The organism is Spiroplasma endosymbiont of Atherix ibis (assembly GCF_964020005.1).
Lineage (GTDB): Bacteria > Bacillota_I > Bacilli_A > Mycoplasmatales > Mycoplasmataceae > Spiroplasma_A.
The window spans coordinates 62980-85545 of the sequence record NZ_OZ026474.1; the positions used below are offsets into that span (position 1 = coordinate 62980).

The window sequence follows — 22566 nt, forward strand, 5'->3', positions numbered from 1 at the left end:
ATAATTATGAATAAAAAAATTATTGTAAAAGGAGCAAGAGAACACAATTTAAAAAATATTGATATTGAAATTCCTAAAGAAAAACTTATTGTTTTTACTGGTCTTTCAGGAAGCGGAAAATCTTCATTAGCCTTTAATACAATTTATGCAGAAGGTGAGAGAAGATATATCGAATCACTATCTTCATTTTCAAGACAGTTTTTAAAATCTGTTGAAAAACCAGATGTAGATGAAATAGAAGGTTTAAGCCCCGCAATTTCAATTGATCAAAAAACTACAAGTCATAATCCAAGATCAACTGTAGGTACTACAACAGAAATTCATGATCATTTAAGATTATTATTTGCAAATATAGGAACTCCTTTTTGTATAAATGGGCATGGTCCTATTAAAACTTCTTCATTAAAAGAAATAATTGAAACAATTAAAAAAGAAACAAAAGAAGATGATCAAATTTTTATTTTAGCTCCAGTTATAAGAGATAAAAAAGGAACTCATAAAGATTTATTATTAAAATTAAAAAAAGAAAATTTCTTAAGAGTTCAAATTAATGGGGAAATAAAAAATTTAGAAGATGATATTCAATTAAAACAAAACAAAAGACACAACATAGATATTGTTGTTGATAGATTAATTTATAAATTAAAAGATGAAGATTTACAATCAAGAATTTATTCTGCAATTGAAGTTGGTTTAGGATATTCAAATGGTTTAATAAAAATTAATTATCCTAAAAAAAATGAATTTACAAGATTATTTTCAACTAAATATTCTTGTAATGAATGTGGCTTTTCAATTCCAAATTTAGAGGCTAATTTATTTTCTTTTAATAAAAAAAATGGAGCTTGTGAAACTTGTTCAGGATTAGGTGTAAATTTAGAAGCTGATCCAAGTCTAATAATTCCTGATTCATCACTTTCAATTAGAGAAGGAGGAATTTTATATTACAAAAATATTGTTGATACAACAAATATTGAGTGACAAAAATTTAAATTACTTTGTGATTATTATCTTATAGATTTAAATTCTAAAATAAATAAATTAAATGAAAAGCAAATTAATGTAATTCTTTATGGCAGTGAAGAACCAATTGAAACAAAAATTACAACAGTAAGTGGTAATGTTCTTAGAGCATTTGATTATATTGAAGGTGTGGCAACTTTAATTGAAAGAAAATATATAGAAACAAAATCAGAAGAAAATAGAAAATATTATGGAAAGTATATGATGTCAAAAGTTTGTAAAACTTGTGATGGTAAAAGATTAAATGATGTTGCTCTTAGTGTAAAAATTAATAATTTATCAATTGCTGATTTTGTGGAAATGACAATTGAAGAAGAGTTAGAATTTTTATTAAATTTAAATTTAACAGAGCAACAACAAAAAATTGCAAGTTTAGTTTTAAATCAATTGGTTTCAAGAATTAGTTTTTTAAATGAAGTAGGATTAAACTATTTAACTTTATCAAGAAGTGCAACAACTCTATCAGGGGGAGAAGCACAAAGAATTAGATTAGCTAAACAATTAGGTTCAAAATTATCAGGTGTACTTTATGTTTTAGATGAACCTTCAATTGGTTTGCATCAAAGAGATAATGATAAATTAATTAGTACATTAAAAAAATTAAGAGATTTAGGAAATACATTAATTGTTGTTGAACATGATGAAGATACAATGAAAGCTTCTGATTGAATTGTTGATATAGGTCCAGGAGCTGGAGTTGATGGGGGAAATATTACAGCTCAAGGAACCTATGAAGAAATATATAAAAACCCAAATTCTTTAACAGGGAAATATTTATCAAAACAACTTTCAATACCAACTCCTAAAAAAAGAAGAGGGGGTAATGGATTAAAAATTGAAATTAAAGGAGCTACAGAAAATAATTTAAAAAACATTGATGTAACAATTCCTTTAGGTAAATTTATTTCTATCACAGGAGTTAGTGGAAGTGGAAAATCCACTTTAGTAGAAGAAGTTATTTATAAAGGATTAAAAAAAGAGTTAAATAAAGAATTAATTCGTCCTGGAAAATATAAATCAATAAAGGGTTGAGAAAATATTGATAAAATAATTTATGTTTCTCAAGATCCTATTGGTAAAACTCCAAGATCAAATCCAGCAACATATACATCAGTTTTTGATGATATAAGAGATCTTTATGCTGAAATTCCTGAATCTAAAATTAGAGGTTATAAAAAAGGAAGATTTAGTTTTAATGTCGCTGGGGGAAGATGTGATGCTTGTTGAGGTGATGGAGTTGTTCGTGTAGATATGCAATTTTTAGGATTTATTGAAGTTGTTTGTGAAATTTGTGATGGAAAAAGATATAATGAAGAAACTTTACAAATAAAATATAGAGGAAAAAATATTTGAAATGTATTAAATATGACAGTTCTAGAAGCACATAATTTTTTTGAAAATATTCCTAAAATAAGAGAAAAATTAGAAACAATTTTAGCTGTAGGTTTAGGGTATATAAAACTTGGTCAAAATGCAACAACTCTATCAGGGGGAGAAGCACAAAGAGTTAAGCTATCAACATTTTTATTAAAAAAACAAACTGGAAAGACTTTATTTTTATTGGATGAACCAACAACAGGTTTACATATTGATGATGTCAAAAGATTAATTGAAGTTTTAAATATTTTAGTAAATCAGGGAAATACTGTTTTAACTATTGAACATAATTTAGATTTTATAAAAGTTTCAGATTATTTAATAGATTTAGGACCTGAAGGTGGAAGCGGTGGAGGAACTATTCTTGCAACAGGAACACCTGAAAAAATTATTCAAAGTAAAGAAAGTTTTACTGCTAAATATTTGAAGGAGTATTTAAATGATTAGTGTAGAAGAAGAATTAATTCCATCAGATATAATTTTTAAAAAAAATTATAATTTAAAAAAATTATTAGATGATTTTGGAAAACCACAGAATAACTTTAGTGTAATTAGTATTGTAGGTACAAATGGAAAAGGTTCAACTTCTCAATTTATTTTTAGTGGACTAAAAACTAAATTTAAAAATGTAGGTTTATTTATTTCACCTGCTTTTATATATCAAAACGAAAGAATTCAATTTAATACAGAAATGATATCTGATAATGATTTAAAAAGATTATTATTAGATAATGAGAAAGTAATTAAAAAATATGAGCTTACTTTTTTTGAAATTTGAACTTTTATAGCAATACTTTATTTTAATGAAAAAAAAGTTGATGTAGCAGTTATTGAAGCAGGTATTGGAGGATTTAAAGATTCTACAAATGTTTTTGAAAAACAACTTGCTGTTTGTGTTACTTCTTTAGGTTTAGATCATCAAGAAATTCTTGGGCCTTCTATAGAAGAAATAATTTATCAAAAGCTTGCAATTGCAAAAAAAAATGTAAAAATTTTTATAAGCGCTGATAATCTACAATATAAAAAAATTATTGATAAAGTCAATCTTAATAAAAAAATTTATACAAAACAAATAGAAGATTCAATATATTATCAAAGTTTTAATAAAGGACTTGCTTTAGAAACTTTAAAGTATCTGGATATACCATTTGCATCTTTTAGTAAATCTCCACTTGGAAGATTTACTATATTAAAAACAGATCCATTACTTATTTTAGATGGTTGTCATAATTATGATGGAGCTGTAAAACTTTCTAAGCAAATAAAAGACATAGATAATTTAATAATTTTATTTGGTTCTAGTGAAAGAAAAGATCAAATAAAAATACTAGAGGTTTTTAAAAAAATAAAAAAAGAAATATTTTTAACAGAATTTATCCATAAAAAATCATGAAAAATAGATAAAAATAAATTTAAAGAATTCAAAATTATAGATAATTGAGAAGTATTTTTAGATAATAATAAGGATAAAAATATTTTAGTCTGTGGAAGTTTATATTTTATTCCATTAGTTTATAAATGATTTGAGGTGCGATAATATGAATTTTTATTTATATACAAATATAGGAGCTGGAATTTTAATTATGACAATTTTTGTTTCTGCTCTTGCTTTAGAAAATTTTACATTTAAAAAAATAAGTCTAAAACATTTAACAGTAATATCTCTATTTGCTGCATGTAGTGCTATATTAACAGGTTTTACATACAAAATACCTCCAATATTTGGAAATATTCATATTGCTTTAGGTGATTGAATAATATTTTTATTAGGATTTATTTTTGGTCCTTTGTGTGGTGTTATTTCAGCCATTTGTACAGATACTTTAATGTCAATTGTATTGCCAAGTAATTACGGTTATCATGCTGGATATATGTTTGGTAAATGTGTTTTAGCTTTTTTTGGTTCTCTTATATTTTTAACAAGAGGAGAAAAAAGGATTTTATTAAAAGTAATTGTTTTATACACTGTTTCATATATTTTTCAAAGTTTATTTTTAAATCAAATATGAATGATGTCTTGAAAAGGTATGGCAGCTTGATTAGATTTTATAAGTAAACTTATCAAATTACCTATTTCTTTACCTATATATATATCAATTACTTATCTTTCTTATTTACCAATAAAAAAATTCCTGAAGAATTGAAATAATGAGTATATTTGATGCTTTAAATCTCAATATAAAAATAAAAACCTAGAGTACTAAATCTAGATTTTTATTTCATTTATTAGTTATAATTATTAAAGAGGTAGTTAAAAATGAGCAAACTTTATGCAAAAAAAATAATTGATTTTTTTAAACTTGAAGTAGTTTCTGGAAAAAATAAGTTGGATAATATAATAGAAGTTTATGGTATAAACAGAGCTGGACTTGAACTTACTGGTTATTTTGAAGAAGGTGAAAAATCACATAGAGTAATTGTTATGTCAACAAAAGAATATTCATATATTATGAATTTTGAAGAAAATGAAAGAAAAAAAAGATATGAAAAGTTATTTTCAAGAAATATACCAATGATTATTCTTACAAATAAGTTTGAAGATAATATAGCAATTGAAATTGGTAAAAAAACTAACTCATTGGTTGTTAGAACGAATACTGAATCAACTAGTGATTTTACTCAAAATATTTTGGAATTTATGGATGACTATTTTGCTCCTTTAGTAGAAGTACATGCTTCTTGTATAAATATTTTTGGTAAAGGTGTTTTGTTAATTGGAGAATCAGGTATTGGTAAATCAGAGATTGCATTAGACTTAGTTAAAACAAATCATTTATTTGTAGGAGACGATAGAATAGTTATCACAAAAAAATCAAATGAATTGTATGGTAAAAGTCATGAGATTTTAAAGAACTTAGTAGAAGTTAGAGGAATTGGAATTGTTGATGTTTCTCAAACAAATGGATATCAAGTTATTTTAGAAAAAACAAAAATAGACTTAGTAATTGAATTAACTAAGTTTAAAAAAAATGGAATAGATGACTCAGAGAGATTAGGAAATGTTTTTGTGGGATATAATATTTTAGGTGTTGATGTTCCATATATAAAAATTCCTGTTTCTTCAGGAAGAAATATACCAAATATTATTGAAGCAGCTGTTGCTAAGTTAAAAATTAAACATAGCGGTTTATATCAAGATGAAGCTCAAATTTTAAGTGAAAGAGCAATGAAATTTAATAATGATTAATTTCTTATCAGATGTTATTTGAAATAATGGTCAACCAATACCTTCTGATTATTATGATTCACTAAAATTTATGTATCCAGTTTTAGTAGGAATTGGGGTTTTTTCTGTAATTGGTATATCTGCTTTTAAAATTTGAAAAAGAGGAATTCCATTAAAAGAATTTGTGAATGGAATTTATATTTCTTTGCCTGTAGGAGTTCTTGGAGCAAGTATTTTTGGTAAATTAGGAGCTTATGGAGATCAATGAAAAATATATATGTTATTTTTCTTTTGACATGGAGGTATGAGTATTTTTGGAGGACTTTTATGTGGAGTAACTGTAGCATTTTTATGATTTTGACATAAAAGTAAAACTACGAGAGTTTCTGTATATGTATATGCTGATTGTATAGTTCCAAATATATTATTAGGTCAAGCAATTGGCAGATGAGGTAATTTATTTAATCATGAAATTTTGGGAAGAAGAGTTGATGATATAAATAAAATAAACTGATTACCAGATTTTATTTGACATAGACTTTTTTATCTTCATAATCTTTCCCAACCAGATCAACCTGAAATGAAAGAAATGCAATTTTGTGAACCTTTATTTTTATATGAATCTATGGCAACGTTAGTTTTATTTATTTTAATAACTTTTGTTTTTTCAAATATAGGGAAATGAATTAGTAAAAAACCATGAAAAATTGATCCAATAAATTTTCCTTGTAAAGCAAATAAAACTTATAAGTCTGTTGAAAAAAATAATTTATATGAATATCCTAATCAAATACCTATTAAATATTTAATTGATAAAGAGGGAAAAGTTTATTTATCAAGAAGTTGAGCTTGAAAAAAAGCTTATCTTTTATATGAACCAAAAAAAGCTTTAGTTGAAGCAGAACAAGTAAAAATAAATAATCAAAAATCTATTGCTTTAAAAAGTAGAGAAAAATATAATAATATGGTAAAGAAAATAAAACAAGAAATAAATAGTCAAAAACTAAATTTAAATAAAAATAAAATAACAAAAAAAGAATTTAAACTAGTTAAAAAAAATATTAAAAATAATTATAAAGAAGATATTAGAAAATTAAAGATAAATAAAAGTCCTTTGATAAGTTTTATTAAAAGAGATTCTAAGGAACTTTATAATTTAAATAATCCAAATAATTATAATGTAGTACATTGTGGAGTTTTAACTAGTATTTATATTTGCGGATATACCTTTATAAGATTTATATTAGATCCTTTAAGAAATCCATATGAACTAACTGTAAAAGAAAACTCAATTTTAAATTATTTATTTTTAACAGCATTTTTACTTTTTGGAATAATATTGTTTGTTTGTGCACAGTTTATAGCTCCAAAGAAATGAAGAGAAGAGGGTTGATTATATGAAAAATCATATTAAAACAGATTATGATTTAATAATTGCTGGTGCGGGTCCAGCAGGATTAAGTGCTGCAATTTATGCTGGAAGAGCCGGACTTAATGTTTTAGTTTTAGAAAAAGAAGCTCCAGGAGGAAAAGTAATTAAAACTGGAGAAATTGAAAATTATCCTGGTTTTATAAATATACAAGGACCAGATTTGGCAATGCATTTTTTTGAACAAGCAACTGCAATGGGAGCAAAATTTGAATTTTCAGGATTAAAAGATTTTGAAAAAAAGGAAATATTTAAAATTAAATTAGAAAATGGAAAAATTATAACTGCAAAAGCGCTAATAATAGCAACAGGAACAAAAGAAAATTTATTAGGAGTTGATGGAGAAATTGAACTATATGGAAAAGGTGTTTCATATTGTGCAGTTTGTGATGGAAGTTTTTATAAAGACAAGGTTGTAGCTGTTGTTGGAGGTGGATATAGTGCTATTGAAGAGTCAATATTCTTAACAAGATTTGCATCAAAAGTTTATTTAATTCACAGAAGTCAAAAATTTAGAGTTGATCAAAAAACATTGCAAAAAGCTAAAACTAATGAAAAAATAGAATTTATTTTAGATACAATAGTTGAAAAAATAGAGGGAAAAGATAAAGTATCATCAATTAAAATTAAAAATACAATTAAAAATAAAGAAAGTGAAATAAAAGTTAGTGCTATTTTTCCATTTATTGGGAATTATCCAGTTACAAGTTTTATTAAACAAATTGAAATATTAGACGATGAAAAGCATGTAATAGGTGATGAAAGAATGAAAACCAAAATAGAAGGTTTATTTGTTGCAGGAGATGTTAGAAATACTCCGTTTAGACAAATTGCAACAGCTACATCTGATGGAGCATTAGCTGGTCAAAATGCAGTAAATTATATTGAAAATTTGGATTAAAATATCAAAATTTTTTTATTATTTGCTATGTTAAAATAAACAGAGTTAAAAAGGTGTTGATTATAAATGTTATTTAGTTGAATTCAAGGAAAAAATTGAAGTAAACCAACAGATGAAAATTGATGAACAGTAAGAGATGATTATGGTTTTTTTCATGTATATGCTTTTACTATGACATTAGGTGTAATACTTGCTATTGCTATATCTGCAGTTAAACTATATAGAAGAGGAATACCTCTTACTGAACTTTGAATTGGAGCAGCTATAATTGTTCCAGTAAGTCTATTAGGAGCAAGTTTTTTTGGAAAATTAAATGCAGAAGGAATTGGCAGGAATTCTAATGGAGTAGGTTTTTTTGGTTTATTTGCTTTTTGAGAAGGTGGAATGGCAATTCATGGAGGAGTTTATTCAGGAGCTTTGGTTGGGTTAATAGTATTTTATTTTCTTGGTAGAAGAACAAAAGTTTCATTGTGGGTTTATTCAGATTGCATAATTCCAAATATTCTTGTTGGACAAGGGATTGGTAGATGAGGTAATTTCTTTAATCACGAAGTAATAGGTAGACCAGTTGCTGAATGAAAAGGAACAGATAAAGATGCTTTAAATTGATTACCTTACTTTGTTAAAAGAAATATGGTTTGAAAATATGATGGAGAGAATAGTCAATTAAATGGAGTAGTTTTAGAAAATGGAAAAGAATATCTTATGTCACCAATTTTCCTTTATGAATCAATAAGTTTAATTATTGCTTGAGCAATAATTACATTTGTTATTCCAAATATAGGAAAATGATTTGGTAAAAAGCCTTGAAAATTACATCCAAATAAATATGATATAAAATATCCTAAATATAAAATTTGAAGAAATGAAGTTTATGCAAATCACCATAATAAAGAAATAGAAAAATATAAAAGTGAAATAAATAATATTAATGATAAAAATTATATTGTAAAAAAATGAAAACAAGGAAAACTTTTATCTGAATGTAATAATCCTGAAAAATATATGCTCGTAAGAACGGGGGTGCAGGCGGGAGCTTATTTCTTTGCATGAAATTTAGTTAGATTTATTTTAGAATTAGGACGACCAGATGATCATTTATTTTTAATGTATAAAAAAGAATTATCATTAGTTATAATTGGTTTATCTATGGTTGCAGGTCTAATAGTTGCGCTATTGGCTCAATTTGTTATTCCATATTTATTTAGAACTACAGGATTTATATATGAACAAGAATATTTCTATTTAGAAGATAACAATAAAGCAAAAAACAAAGATAAAGTATTAATTAGTAAAATTGAAAAAAATAAAATTAAACAAGAAAAAATTAAAGAAAAATTAAATAAAAAACTTGGTAAGAAATAGGGTTAAAGTATGTCTTTTGCAATGGAAGTTAAAGAAGAAATTTTAAATCATACATTCACTAAAGAGCAAATAATTATGCTATTATCTGGTTTTATAAAATATAATGGAGAATTAATTTACACAAGTAATGGTGCTGTTTTAAAATTAACAAATAATAGTAATAATGTTATTAGAAATATTTTATCACTACTAAAAACAATTTATAGTGGAAATATTGAAATATCAATTATTCAAATTCAAAAGCTTAGAAAAAATAAAATTTATCAATTAATTTTAACAGATAATGTTATTGATTTCTTAAAGAGATATAATATTTATGATATTAATTCAAGCACAAAGATTATTAAAATAGATTTAGAAAAATATGACAAAAAAATAAAACAAGAATTAATACGAGCATATATTTCAGGAATTTTTATAGCTATTGGGAGTGTAAACTCACCAGAAACTACAAATTATCATTTAGAATTGCAATTTAAAGAAGATGAATCTTCAAGTTATATTACAAAAATTCTTAAGAAATATAATTTTACTTTTAAAACAATAAGTAAAAAAAATAAATTTGTTTGTTATATTAAAAAATCTATAGTAGTTTCTGACTTTCTAAAATTTATAGATACTTCAATTTCAGTTATGAAATTTGAAAATACAAGAATTAATAGGGATGTTAGTAATAACATAAACAGAATGATAAATATTGATATATATAATCAACAAAAATCTTCTGTGACTGGTTCTAGACAAGTTGAAGTCATAGAATTAATTAAAAAAAACAATTTAATGTCAGAGTTATCGTCTAAGGCACAATTACTCTCACAAATAAGATTAGAAAATCCAGACGCATCATTTTCAGAATTAGAATTATTAATGAAAGAAAAAAATGTATCAATTACTAAGTCTGGAATCAGCAACTTATTTAAAATTATAAATAAGATTGCAAATACAATTGGAGACTAAAAAATGAAAAAAGACATTATTATAACATTTAGTAAAAACATGAAAAGAATAAGGGTAAATGCACAACTAACTCAAGAAGAGTTAAGTTTCAGATCTCAGTTACATAGAAATTATATTTCTGACTCTGAAAGAGGTAAAAGAAATATTTCACTTAAATCTGTTGAGAAAATAGCAAAAGCTTTAAATGTTGAACCAATTGAATTTTTTAGGGAAATAGAAGATTAAAAAAAAGTAGAACATAAGTTCTACTTTTAATATATTTTTTAAATAGACTATAAAAAATATTAAGAATTAAGGGTAATTTAATTATCAGAGATAAAAAAATACTTGAGGATATTAGAAATTTAATTAACAATAATTCAAAAATAAAAAATAATATTAAGGGAATTGCTTTTTAAAATTCTTAAGATTATATCAGTTTTTTTATCAAACAAATTAGCATTATTTGTAAAATAGTGTTGATTTCTTTAAACATAAGTAACATAAATAAAATTAGTCTTATATTAATAAGATGTATAAGACTAATTTTTTATTATATTAAATTTTAATATATAACTACTTTTGTAAAATCATCAAATTTGGGATTATTTCTAATTTTTTTGTATCCCTCATATAAAATATAAGTTTTAAATCCTTTACTTTTTAAATTCTTATAAATAGATAAGTGACTTCTTGAATCTTCATCAATTATAAGAATTTTATTTTTTTTATTTAAAACTTTAAAATATTTAAAATTAAAATTTATAACTGGAATATTGATTGTCTCTTTAAGATGATTTTCGTTATAAGATAATGAGTTTCTTATATCTATAACTTGTCATTTTTTGCTCTTTAAAATATGATTAAGCTTTTTACTATTTTTTGTTTTATACTTTGCTTTGAAAGCATTTTTTTTAAAAACTTTTTCTAAAAATTTAAATACATATTCTAATCACTGCATTTTTATCACCAAAATTATTATATATTGAAATACAAAAAAATATCTCTTAGATTAGGAAAATCAAATACTGAAAAAAGTAAATAAAGACATATAGATTGAAGAACTTATAGGTTAATATATTTTTTATTTAATTATTATTTTTAAAGAAAAAGATTTATAACATTTATGCTTAAAAAAACTATATTTAATTAAAGTTATCTTGAGTACTTCTTTTTAACAAAATCAAATAATATTACAACAAAAATATTTTTTCTTCTTAAATGTAGTATTATATATATAAATGAATGGAGGGCCTTGTATGAATTTACTTGCCGGAACTGTATCACAGCAAACACTTGCAAACCAAATAATTCTAGGTTTTGAAATTATATCTTTGATTGTAGCAATATTGATGATAATTATAGGTTTAGTGCAAAACAAAAGTTCACAAACTGGATTAAGTGCTTTAAATGGTGGGAATGATGAATTATTTTCTAACTCAAAAGAAAGAGGAATAGATAAAACAACATCAATTTGGATGTTTAGTTTAGGAGTTTCACTTTTTATAATTACAATTGTAATAGGAATAATTACAAACACTGTTCTAAACTAAGAATGTTTTTTTAGTAGAAAGAGATGTTATGAAAAATACAATACTATCACGGGTAAAAGAAAATGAAAAAATGCATCTAAATGATTTAGTCAAGAGTATTAAATCAAGTTATGAAAGTGTAACAGCTCTATTAAAAGAACTTCAAGAAGAACATTTAATTGGTTGAACGAAAGAAAATGTTATATACTTTATTGGAAATACATATAAAATAGGATCTATTAAAATTAATGATAAAGGTTTTGGATTTGTAAAAGAATTTAATAGTGAAGGTGAGGATTTTTTTGTTCCTCCAAATGGATTAAATGGATCAATTTCATCAGATGAAGTTGTTTTTACAGTTCAAAAAGAAAAAGATGATAGAATGAAAGCTATCGTTGAAGATGTAATTTTAAGAACAAAAATATCATTAGTTGGTGAAATTATAAAAAGCAATAATGGAAAGTTTCTAGATTTTGTGGCTAATGAACCTGGATTTAAAAATTATAGAATTGTAATGATAAATTCAAAAGATTTTTCTTTAAAAGAGGATTTGATTTTAAAAGTAAAAATACTAAATGTTAGGGATAAGAAATTATTTGTAAGAATTCAAAAAATTATTGGTGATGCAAATAAAGCTGTTGATAGAATTTTTTCAATTGCATATGAGTATGAAATTAAACCAGAATTTAATAAATTAACAATTGAAAATGCCAATGAGGTTGCTAAACCTCTTGATTATAACGATTCAAAAATTAAAAGAAGACTTTCAAAATCAATAGTAAATAAAAATTTGGTAACTATTGATGGATCAGATTCTAAAGATTTAGATGATGCAATTTATGTTGAAAAAATATCTAATGGATACAAATTAATTGTAGCTATTGCTGATGTTAGTTATTATGTAACTCCATTTTCACCTTTGGATAATACTGCTTTATTTAGAGGTAACTCAGTTTATTTGGCAAATAAAGTTATACCTATGCTTCCAGAAAAATTATCAAATGGTGTTTGTAGTTTAAATCCAAATGAAGAAAAACTTTGTATGGTAGCTGAAATGGATTTTGATTTAAAAGGAAATGTAATAAAGAAAAAAGTCTATGAATCAATTATGATTTCAAAGGCAAGATTAACTTATAAAGAAGTGAACGAATTTTATGAAAATGGTAAATCAAAAAGACCAAAAGAGATTACAGATATGTTGATGCTTTCAAAAGAACTTCATGAAATTATAGATTTATCAAGAAATAAAAAAGGATCAATAGAATTTGATGTTGCAGAGCCAAAAATTATTTTGGACTCTGATTCTAATGTTATTGAGATAGCAAAGCGTGATAGAGGAATTAGTGAAAAGTTAATTGAAAATTTTATGGTTAGTGCAAATGAATGTGTAGCAACAGTCATATATGAAAAAAAACTTCCTTTTATTTATAGGAATCATGATGTTCCAAAAGAAGAAAAATTAATTGAATGACATTCGATTTTAAGAGTACTTGGTATAAATGTAAAACTAAATGATTTGGATAAAATTAATCCCAAAGCAATTAAAAATGCACTTATTCAAATTGAAGAACAAATAAAAGATCCAACAGAAAGAGATGTAATTAATGTAATTCTTTTAAAATTTATGGAAAAAGCAGCATATGAATTAGAAAATATAGGACACTTTGGCTTAGCAAGTGACTGTTATACTCATTTTACAAGTCCAATTAGAAGATATAGTGATTTAATTGTTCATAGATTTTTAAAACAGTATTTAGTTGATAAAGATGTAAGAGAATTTAAATTGGAGCAAAATGAAAAGTTTGTTCTAAAAGCATGTAGTATTATTAATGATACGGAAAAACAAGCTTTTTTTGCTGAAAGAGAAGTTAACAAAGTTTGTATGGCAGAATATATGCAATCAAAAATTAATCAAGAATTTAATGGTATTATTGCTGCTGCATTGAAGTTTGGAATATTTGTTCAGTTAGATAATTGTGTGGAAGGTTTAATTCATATATCAGAATTGCCTGATTTTACTTTTGATGAAAAAACAAGTATTATGGTAAATAAACAAAATAAAATTTTTAGATTAGGTCAAAAAATAAAAATTAAAGTTAAAAATGCAGATGTCAAAAAAAGAATTATAGATTTTGTGCTTGCTTAGTGGTGGTGAATAAATATGGGAGAACATCTTTTAATAAAAAATAAAAAAGCTTATTTTAATTATGAAATATTAGATACATGAGAAGCTGGCATAGTTTTAACTGGTCCAGAAATTAAATCTATAAGAAATAAAGATGTCTCTATTAGTGAATCTTTTATACTTATAAGGCGTGGACAAGTTGAAATATTAAATATGAATGTAAAAAATTATGAATTTGCAAATCATATCAAACATAATCCAACCAGAAATAGAGTATTACTTTTGCATAAAAATGAAATAAAAAAAATCCTAAAAAGAATTCAATTAGAAAATCTTACTTTAATACCTTTAAAATTATATTTAAAAGGAAACTATGCTAAATTGGAAATTGCTTTAGGAAAAGGTAAAAAAACAGTTGATAAAAGAGAAACAATTAAACAAAGAGATATTGAAAGAAGACTAAATAAAATTAAAAAATAATAAATAACTTTTATAAGTTTTAAAAAAAGTATATTATAATTATGGAGGATTTTTTAATGAGAACAGCAGCTTATATACTTTTTATAATATCAACAATTTCATGGGCTATATTTTTAATACCTTTAGCTTGAATAATTCCAATGACAATAGCAGCAAGAAAGAGTATTGGTGATGGTAAAGAACATATTGCTTTAGGAATATGTAATATATTATTTATGACTATGCCTTTTGGAATTGTATCTGGAATTTTATTATTAATACCAGAATAATAGTATTTAAAATTTTATTAATTAAAAATAAGTTTTTTATTTAAAAAAGATTGTGATAAAAAAATTCCTTAATTTAGGAATTTTATTTTGCTTTATTGTATTCAATACAAATCATAATACCACTAGCTAGCAATAAACCTGCAGCTATTAAATTTATTAAGTAAATAGGATCTGTTAAAGATCCTAATATTGAAAGACCTGTAATAACAATTGAAATTATTCCAGCAGTAAGTATTTTTTTATTACTTTTATTTTTAGAATTCAGTAATACTAAAATAATAATTGGAAATACCAATGTTATAGATAAAGCTATTACTGAAATTATTAATGCAATAGTTCCTTTAGCAATTTTTTCAGTTTTTCCTGTTGCCATTAAAGCTATAGCAGCTAATATAACTATAATTGAAACAATTACTGTTGTTATAATCAAAATTAATGAACCTGCAATTCCTTAATTTTTTGATGTTTTACTCATTTATTTTTTACCTCCTTTCAATATTATAAATAATAAATTTTTGTGTCCCTTAAAAAAATTAAATTAATTCTTTATTATTTACTTCTAATTCTTTGTTATTTTTTCTTTCATTTCTTTCATTTTTTATTGGAGTTGACAATATAATTATTCCACTTGCTAATGTTAAACCTCCAGTTATAAATTTTACTCCAAATAAGATTGATAGTGTTCCAACTACTATTTGAAATATAGCTAATCCATTATAACTATCCTTATTTTTCTTCTGTAGCATAACTAAAATTATAATGTTTAAAATTAAAGAAATTCCAAAACCAATTATAATCATAATTATAATTGTTAGAATTAATAATTTTGTAGTTGGAACATTATATTTATTAGTTCCTGCTAAAATAGCAAGAAATATTACTAATCCCAATAAAAAAATTGCATCTACACATATTGAAACAATTGCTCCTGATAATCCCAAACTTTTTGATATTTTATTAATATCTTTACCTCCAAAAATATTTTATACTAATAGAAATAATTAAAAAACCTATTAGTTAAATTTATTAATAGGTTTTTAAAATTTGTTCTGTAACCTTTTTTTGGACACCTTAATTTTATAACTTAATTCTAGATTCATTATAAAAAGATTCATACATTTTTAGATTTAAAACATATTCATTTATATCTCTGTATTTATAATTTTCTTTTATAGCTTCTCTCTTCATTATGCTTCAAAAACCCTCAATATATCCATTGTCAGTTGATCTAGAAACCCTAGACATAATAAGTTTGAAATTAAATCACATTGTAGCTAGTCTATAATTATATGATTTAAATTCTGAACCATTATCAGAATGTATAATAGAGTTTTCTTTAAAAGAACCAAATTGATTTGTCATTTTATCAAATGACTCTAAAACTAGATCTTCTCATTTGTGTGTTTTTGTAATTAAACCAAAAACTTTCTTGCTATTTACATGATAAAAAGCACAGGTATATAATCTATTTCCTGCAATTTCTTTTTCAGTAATATCAACTGAGAAAACATCACCATATTTATTTAAATCACTTTTAGATTTGAATAATCTTGCATACTTTCCAATCTTTTCATTCTTTACTTTTTTAGATTTTATATATCTATAATTATTTGGCTTAATATTTAAAAATTTCATAACTCTTAAAATTTTTTTATGACTATACTCAGAATTTAAATATTTTTTTACTCGTCTTGAAACATATATTTGAACTTCGTTTTTGTAAGCATTATTGATTTCCTGAACAAGTTCCCAATCATAACCTTTAAAATTGGGTTTACCTTTAGCAAGTCAATCATAATATGTGCTTTTTGCCAATAGAATAAGTTTGCATAACTCTCTAATTTGAACATCTTTTTTTGCTATTCAAAATTTATAAACAACTTTTGATTTGAGTGTATTTAATTGCCACTTATTTACTTTTTTCTATCAATCATTCTTCTTAATTCAGCAAACATCTCATCTCTCAATTTAAGATCTTCAGTTTCTCTTCGCAATTTTTTATTTTCTTTTTCTAAATCTTTAATTTTGTCAATTTGATTAAATTTTGAATTATTAAATCCACTTCTGCCTTTTTGATCATAGACTTTTATTCAATTTTTAATTCTTTGAACATCAATAGCTACTTGCTTAGCATATTGAGTTATAGAATGATTTGATTTATAAAAATTAATAATTATATTTATTTTTTGATTAACTGTATACTTATTCAAAATAAAACCTCTCTTCATTCACAAATATTTTATACCTATATATAAAATATTTTAATTTTGTGTCCGAAAAAAGGTTACACTACAAGGTTTTTAATATTTTATTTTCAAATGTAAACTAAAATATTTGCTGGTTTTCCACAACCACAAACTCCGCAATTTTCTTTTTCTTCTTTTAATTCTATAAAAGCATTTAAGTAATCAGAAAATCCCTTTACCAAACTGTTGTTAACATGTTCTCCTTTTTCTAATGAAAGCAGAATTGTTTGTCCTTTATCTAAAATTTCTTGTAAATCTTTTAATTCATATTTAGACATATCAGTAATTTCAAAGACCTTATTTAAATTTTTACTCATTTTCTCACTCCTCTATAAAAATTATATTCTTAAATATAAAATATAATAGAAATTTTATTTATTAAAATAATGTTTTATAATATATTTATGGGGGTGCCCCGGTTTCGACAGGATACATCTGGTCCATAACTGCAGTGGTTTGGTAGACCTTAATACTACTAGGTTTGATAAAATGCAAACGAAGAAAAAAATGAATTTGAAATGCCAGCATTTATGATCAATAATGCATCAGCTGGAGTTGCTTTAGCAGCTTAATAAACTATCGAAGTTTATAGCAATTCAACGTTATGAAGTGTGTTTGTGCTTCATTGATTAACGTATTAACTAGCACAATAGAATAAATGATTTTAATGATAAATTTATTTGAAATATAATCATTAACGCTATAAAATTGAATCTTGTTGAATCTGTTGTTTTATAGTGTAAGTTAGATACAACTAAACTGTAGATGTTATGTGTTGGAGTATTTTGGACGCGGGTTCGATTCCCGCCATCTCCACCATTTTTTATTTTTAATTGTTTTATAAGAAAGGAATGTAATTTATATGAATATTTTGTCAATATTAATTGCATGTCTTTCTTATACAACAATTATGGCTATGTGTTATACAATATTTTGAGGTTTAACAAGACATTTGTTTGCTAAGTTAAAAATTTATTATGATTTTTTTTTAGGATTTGTTTTGGGGTTTATTTCAACATTTTCAATTGTTTTAATAAATTTGCTTACTAATAATGCTAGTAATTTAGAACTTACTATTTTATTACCAACTTTTTTATATTGAGTTTCTATTATTTTTATTTCATCATTTTCAAGTATTGGAATATTAACATGTAATATATTAAATTTAGTTTTGTTTTCTTCATTATTTAGTGATTTTTTTGGAAAACCAACAAATGCTTCAACAATTACAATTTTAATAATAGCTTATATAGTTCCACTTTTGAATTATCTAATTTCACTATTTTGAAAAAAAATATCCAATTGATCTAATTGATCAATAACAACAATTATTCTACTTATTGTAGGATTAACTTGAAATTTAATTATAATAAAAACACCAAAAGATCTTCCAAATATAGCTAATTTATTATTTTGATTAGGTAGTGGATATTTAGCCTATGCTTATATTACAGTTGTTAATCAAATATATATTCATGCTTTAAAATTACAAAATATTGTTAGATATGATAATTTATATTACTTAAATTTTTCCTCAGCTCATGAACAAATCCTAAATAAAGTTCAAGAAAATAAAATAAAATATGGAATATATTTAACTTATTTTATTTCTGATTTTGAAAAGTTTGAATCAAAAGTAAATGGAGAAATAAAAGAAAAAATTGTAAATTCAATTTCTGAAGAAAGTTATAATCTAATAAAAGAAAGTTTTTTAAATGCAATATTTTTTAAACCAAACTATAAAACTTTTGGAGTTTTTATTCCAATAGAGATTAATGAAAGCTTTAATGAAAATGAAAATAATTATTTAGAAGTAATAAAAAATATATTTAAAAAAATAAATGTAGATTTTAAAATTGATAATTATAGAATATCTATAAAATTAAAATCAATTTGTTCATATTATGGATTGCACTCTAATAATTTAGATACTCTATTAGAATATAATAAACATGTTGCTAATGATTTCTTATTAACTTATCAAGATAGAAATATTATAGTAAGTCCAATAGAAATTTTAAAAGAGAAAAATCAAAATAAAAAAATGCTTTCGCTAAATGAGGTAGCAAATTTAAATCAATTTGTAACGTTATTTCAACCTATATTTTCTATAGAAGAAAAAGATTTTAATTCTTATTTTTTAAATGGAATGATTGAAGGAATTGAAATAGATTCTGAATTATTTAGTAAGAAAAATAAATTAATTTTGGATATGGGGTTATGAACTTTATTTTTAAGATATACTTCATTTCAATCTTTAAAAAAGTTGTCAAAACAAAATATTTCAGTTAAAGAAAAACCTATTTTTATAGATTATGATAGTAATTATTTATCAAGTGATAATTTTGATGCAAATGAATTTTTGTTAAAATTAAGAAATTTGAAAATTAATTTATCAAAGATAGTTTTAAATTTTGATTTAAATAAAGATGTTGAAAATCAAAAGTTATTAGAAAAAAACATTCAAAAATTGAAAAAAAACTTAATAAGAATATCAGTTTCAAATTTTGGTTCGTTAAAAACAGATTTTTCTTTAATTAGTTTATATAGACCTGAATTTATTTTTTTAGAAAAAGAAATCTCAAAGAAAATAAATTATATTAAAGAAAATGAAAATATAGTATTGGAAAGTATTAAAATTGCAAATAAAATAGAAGCAAAATTAATTGCAACTTCTGTAAATAGCTATATAATTTATAAACATCTAAGATTTTTAGGAATTAAAATATTTACAGGTGAACTTATTGGTAGTTCAATTGAGCCAAAAGAAATAATTTCAGAAGAATTAAAATATTTATTAAACAAATAGAAGGGAAATTATAAATGTTAGAAAAAAAAGAAAATTTAAAAATCTTGAGTGAGGAAATTGAAAAATTAGTAATTGATAATGATATTAAAAAGCTTAGAGATTTAGAAGAATTGCACTATCCACAAGATATTGCAGAAGCACTTGAACAATTAGATGAAAAAATTATTATTATTGCTTTAAGATTATTTACAAATGATACAAGTAGTGAAATTTTTCCACATCTTGATGCAGATATACAAGAAAAAATTATAAATAAAATGTCTTCTAAACAAATTGCTGAACTATTTTCAGATTTATATACAGATGATATTGTAGATATTCTAGAAGAAATGCCTTCAAATATTGTTAAAAAAGTTTTACGATCGTCAACTCCAGAAGCAAGAGCACAAATAAATAGTATTTTAAAATATAATGATGACACTGCAGGAAGCATTATGAGCGTTGATTATACAAGATTTAAAGTAGATTGAACAGTTACTGAAGCAATTGAAAAAATTAGAGAACGTGATGAAGAATCTGAAGATCATAATACATTTTATGTAGTAGATGATTTAAATAATTTAAAAGGAACAGTAGAATTAAAGGATTTAGTTTTTTCTAAAGGTAACTTAAAATTATCTGAAATTATGGATGAACGTGTTCTTTTTGCCTTTACAAAAGATGATCAAGAAACTGTTATAGATAAGTTTAAAAAGTATGATATTACAACTTTACCTGTTATTAACATTCAACAAAAATTAGTTGGTATTGTTACAATAGATGATGTTCTTGATGTTATTGAAGAAGAAGTAACAGAAGATATTCATAAAATGGCTGGTATTACTCCAACAGATGATGAATATTTTAAAACTAGTATTTGAAAAATGGTTAGATCAAGAAGTATTTGATTAATGTTTTTAATGATTTCTGCAACTTTATCACAAATTATAATAACTATATTTATGAAAATTTACAGTGCAAATCAAATAAACAATGGTCAAAGTTCAGTTAGTGAAATTAGTTATATTATTACAATGTTTTTAACTCCTTTACTAACAATAATATCAGGAACAACTGGGAATGCAGGTAGCCAATCATCAACTATGATTGTTAGAGCTTTGTCTTTAAAAGAAGTAGAAACAAAAGATTTTGCAAGGGTATTGTGGAAAGAATTTAGAGTAGCGCTTATTACTGGTTTAATATTAATATCTATTAACTTTGTAAGAATGGTTATAATTTACTCAGTTGAAAAAAATAGAAATCTTGATGATCCAAGAATTTGATATACAATTGCAACACTTTCTATTTCAATGTATTTATCTGTAATAATGGCAAAAATAATTGGAGGAACTCTTCCAATACTTGCTAAAAAACTGAAATTAGATCCTGCTGTAATGGCGGCACCTTTACTTACAACAATAGTTGATGCTTTATCTACTGCAATATTTTTCTCAATTGGTTTAATTTTCTTTGCACAATATATTTAAAAAAAGAGGTCAAAATGAGATTAAGAAATAAAAAATGAACTAAAGATTATATTAAAGATAACTTAAAATATATGATAAAGATAAAGAAGAAAATTAACGTTGATAAATTATTTATAAAAAAACAAGATACTTATTTAGAAATAGGTTGTGGAAAAGGAAAATTTATAATTGAGCAAGCTATTAAAAATAAAGATAAAAATTTTATAGCGATGGAGAAAGAAACTACAGTAGTTGGTGTTGCTTTAAAGAAAGCTATTACAACTGAAAATTTTGATTTAGCAAATTTATTATTTTTAAATAAATTTGCTGAGAATTTATTAGACATATTTGAAAATAATTCAATTAGTGGAATATTTCTTAATTTTTTAGATCCTTGACCTAAATTCAAAAATTTTAAAAAAAGACTGACATATATAGATTTTTTAAATATATATTGAGATTTGCTCAAAGATAATGGAGTTATTGAAATAAAAACAGATAATGATAAACTATATGAGTTTAGTTTAGAACAAATAGCAAAATCAAAATTTAAATTAATTTATAATACAAATAATTTATATTTTGAAAAAAAATTATTGAAAGACAATATAGCAACTGAATATGAAGAAAAATTTTGTAGTTTAGGTAAAAATATAAATAAAATAGTAATAAAAAAAGAACTTTAACTTTTAAGCTCTTTTTTTTGGTGGATTTTTAATAAAATCTAAATAAGCTTTTTTAAATTCTTGATTTTGACTTATTAGATATTTAGTAATTTCAAAGAATAAAATTAAATAAATTAAATTTATTCAAAATAATATAAAAAATATTCATCATGTTTTTTTTGTATTTTCTGCTCAACTAATTTTATTTATTAATGATCCACTAGTTAATTCAATAAAAAAAGCTCCTAGAGTAAATAAAATTATAAAAGTATAAACAAATTTATTTTTAATAATTTTTATTTCCTTGTCAGCTGTTTCAACATTTGTTATTACTTCAATATTATAAAATAGAGAAATTGATGCTTTACTTAGGTTTGTTGTTAAACAAACTAAATAAACTAAAATAAAATTAAGACTAATTTGACAAACAAGAGTTATTTTTTCTTTAGTTGATAGAGGTATACTTAACAATATTATTGAACAAATCACAATAAGAGATAAAGTCATTGAACCAAATCATAATATTGGTTTTTTTAGATCTGCTTTAATTAATTTAAAATCCATTTTTTTCACCTTATTTATTATATTAGATATAATACTTTTTTGAAAGAATTTATATTATAAGTAAAGAATTTTATAAAACTATAAATATCATTTATAATAAAAGTGTAAATTAAAAAAGCTTTTATAAGCCAATAAAATGGGTTGGTTTTTCTACAATGTACCTTATACATTTCTAAAAGCGATATTAAGAAAATTAAAATAAAAAAAATTATTTATGATTTTTTGTTTTTTTAT

At 23.4% G+C, this 22566-nt stretch carries 23 protein-coding genes, 1 other RNA gene and 1 riboswitch; of the genes, 17 read left to right on the forward strand and 7 right to left on the reverse strand.

The genetic code is table 4. The features are described 5' to 3' along the window. Nucleotides 1-3 precede the first annotated feature (3 nt). From uvrA to AACK92_RS00360, 9 genes are all read left to right on the forward strand, one after another. Nucleotides 4-2847 carry an excinuclease ABC subunit UvrA gene (gene uvrA / locus AACK92_RS00320; RefSeq protein WP_422397875.1) on the forward strand — a complete coding sequence of 948 codons (2844 nt, stop codon included), beginning with the start codon at nt 4-6 and terminating at the stop codon, nt 2845-2847. Next, nucleotides 2840-3937 carry a bifunctional folylpolyglutamate synthase/dihydrofolate synthase gene (locus AACK92_RS00325; RefSeq protein WP_339020994.1) on the forward strand — a complete coding sequence of 366 codons (1098 nt, stop codon included), beginning with the start codon at nt 2840-2842 and terminating at the stop codon, nt 3935-3937. Before uvrA ends, AACK92_RS00325 begins: the two co-directional genes overlap by 8 nt. Before the next feature lies 1 nt (nt 3938). Continuing rightward, nucleotides 3939-4604, forward strand: a complete 666-nt coding sequence (locus AACK92_RS00330; RefSeq protein ID WP_339020995.1) for a folate family ECF transporter S component — start codon at nt 3939-3941, stop codon at nt 4602-4604. Between the two features lie 53 nt (nt 4605-4657). Next, the gene (gene hprK, locus AACK92_RS00335; protein WP_339020996.1) at nt 4658-5587 is read left to right on the forward strand and encodes an HPr(Ser) kinase/phosphatase; all 930 of its coding nucleotides are present in this window, start codon (nt 4658-4660) and stop codon (nt 5585-5587) included. Beyond that, the gene (locus AACK92_RS00340) at nt 5580-6980 is read left to right on the forward strand and encodes a prolipoprotein diacylglyceryl transferase (protein ID WP_339020998.1); all 1401 of its coding nucleotides are present in this window, start codon (nt 5580-5582) and stop codon (nt 6978-6980) included. Before hprK ends, AACK92_RS00340 begins: the two co-directional genes overlap by 8 nt. Then, complete coding sequence (trxB, locus tag AACK92_RS00345) at nt 6964-7896, forward strand: thioredoxin-disulfide reductase (protein WP_339021000.1); 933 nt, start codon at nt 6964-6966, stop codon at nt 7894-7896. Before AACK92_RS00340 ends, trxB begins: the two co-directional genes overlap by 17 nt. Nucleotides 7897-7962: 66 nt before the next feature. Next, on the forward strand, nt 7963-9261 hold the full coding sequence (locus AACK92_RS00350) for a prolipoprotein diacylglyceryl transferase (RefSeq protein WP_339021002.1): 1299 nt from the start codon (nt 7963-7965) through the stop codon (nt 9259-9261). 9 nt (nt 9262-9270) lie between these two features. Continuing rightward, on the forward strand, nt 9271-10218 hold the full coding sequence (gene whiA / locus AACK92_RS00355) for a DNA-binding protein WhiA (RefSeq protein WP_339021003.1): 948 nt from the start codon (nt 9271-9273) through the stop codon (nt 10216-10218). 3 nt (nt 10219-10221) lie between these two features. Further along, complete coding sequence (locus AACK92_RS00360) at nt 10222-10443, forward strand: helix-turn-helix transcriptional regulator (RefSeq protein ID WP_339021005.1); 222 nt, start codon at nt 10222-10224, stop codon at nt 10441-10443. A 319-nt stretch (nt 10444-10762) separates the two neighbouring features. On the opposite strand, the gene AACK92_RS00365 is transcribed toward AACK92_RS00360, so the two are convergent. Further along, complete coding sequence (locus AACK92_RS00365) at nt 10763-11158, reverse strand: rhodanese-like domain-containing protein (RefSeq protein ID WP_339021007.1); 396 nt, start codon at nt 11156-11158, stop codon at nt 10763-10765. Nucleotides 11159-11456: 298 nt separating this feature from the next. On the opposite strand from AACK92_RS00365, the gene secG reads away from it, so the two are divergent. Genes secG through AACK92_RS00385 form a run of 4 tightly spaced genes read left to right on the forward strand, consistent with a single transcriptional unit; the run spans nt 11457 to nt 14603 of the window. Beyond that, nucleotides 11457-11750: a preprotein translocase subunit SecG gene (gene secG / locus AACK92_RS00370; protein WP_339021009.1), complete on the forward strand. Its 294-nt coding sequence runs from the start codon at nt 11457-11459 to the stop codon at nt 11748-11750. Between the two features lie 28 nt (nt 11751-11778). Beyond that, nucleotides 11779-13875, forward strand: coding sequence for a ribonuclease R (rnr, locus tag AACK92_RS00375; protein WP_339021011.1), 2097 nt, complete (start codon nt 11779-11781; stop codon nt 13873-13875). 15 nt (nt 13876-13890) lie between these two features. Beyond that, entirely contained in the window at nt 13891-14334 is a 444-nt protein-coding gene (smpB, locus tag AACK92_RS00380) for an SsrA-binding protein SmpB (RefSeq protein ID WP_339021012.1), read from the forward strand. A 56-nt stretch (nt 14335-14390) separates the two neighbouring features. Further along, the gene (locus AACK92_RS00385; RefSeq protein ID WP_339021013.1) at nt 14391-14603 is read left to right on the forward strand and encodes a hypothetical protein; all 213 of its coding nucleotides are present in this window, start codon (nt 14391-14393) and stop codon (nt 14601-14603) included. 82 nt (nt 14604-14685) lie between these two features. On the opposite strand, the gene AACK92_RS00390 is transcribed toward AACK92_RS00385, so the two are convergent. The 5 genes from AACK92_RS00390 to AACK92_RS00410 form a co-directional block, all read right to left on the reverse strand. Next, a complete protein-coding gene (locus tag AACK92_RS00390; RefSeq protein ID WP_339021015.1) occupies nt 14686-15033 on the reverse strand; it encodes a hypothetical protein in 348 nt (115 codons plus the stop codon). A gap of 103 nt (nt 15034-15136) precedes the next feature. Then, nucleotides 15137-15544, reverse strand: coding sequence for a hypothetical protein (locus AACK92_RS00395; RefSeq protein ID WP_339021016.1), 408 nt, complete (start codon nt 15542-15544; stop codon nt 15137-15139). Between the two features lie 136 nt (nt 15545-15680). After that, nucleotides 15681-16418 (reverse strand): DDE-type integrase/transposase/recombinase, encoded by a 738-nt coding sequence (locus AACK92_RS00400; RefSeq protein ID WP_339021017.1) that lies wholly within the window; start codon nt 16416-16418, stop codon nt 15681-15683. A 98-nt stretch (nt 16419-16516) separates the two neighbouring features. Then, entirely contained in the window at nt 16517-16813 is a 297-nt protein-coding gene (locus AACK92_RS00405) for a transposase (RefSeq protein ID WP_339021018.1), read from the reverse strand. Between the two features lie 98 nt (nt 16814-16911). Next, on the reverse strand, nt 16912-17166 hold the full coding sequence (locus AACK92_RS00410; protein WP_339021019.1) for a hypothetical protein: 255 nt from the start codon (nt 17164-17166) through the stop codon (nt 16912-16914). Nucleotides 17167-17255: 89 nt separating this feature from the next. Between AACK92_RS00410 and ssrA the strand changes: the two genes are divergently transcribed. From ssrA to trmB, 4 genes are all read left to right on the forward strand, one after another. After that, nucleotides 17256-17668, forward strand: a transfer-messenger RNA (tmRNA) gene (gene ssrA, locus AACK92_RS00415). Between the two features lie 43 nt (nt 17669-17711). After that, on the forward strand, nt 17712-19658 hold the full coding sequence (locus AACK92_RS00420) for an EAL domain-containing protein (protein ID WP_339021020.1): 1947 nt from the start codon (nt 17712-17714) through the stop codon (nt 19656-19658). A gap of 14 nt (nt 19659-19672) precedes the next feature. Beyond that, entirely contained in the window at nt 19673-21124 is a 1452-nt protein-coding gene (gene mgtE / locus AACK92_RS00425; protein WP_339021021.1) for a magnesium transporter, read from the forward strand. 14 nt (nt 21125-21138) lie between these two features. Continuing rightward, entirely contained in the window at nt 21139-21789 is a 651-nt protein-coding gene (trmB, locus tag AACK92_RS00430; protein ID WP_339021022.1) for a tRNA (guanosine(46)-N7)-methyltransferase TrmB, read from the forward strand. Between the two features lie 3 nt (nt 21790-21792). Here trmB and AACK92_RS00435 read toward each other — a convergent pair whose 3' ends face one another. Next, nucleotides 21793-22332 (reverse strand): hypothetical protein, encoded by a 540-nt coding sequence (locus AACK92_RS00435; protein WP_339021024.1) that lies wholly within the window; start codon nt 22330-22332, stop codon nt 21793-21795. Nucleotides 22333-22431: 99 nt separating this feature from the next. Further along, a riboswitch (purine riboswitch) is annotated at nt 22432-22527 on the forward strand. Nucleotides 22528-22566: the final 39 nt, after the last annotated feature.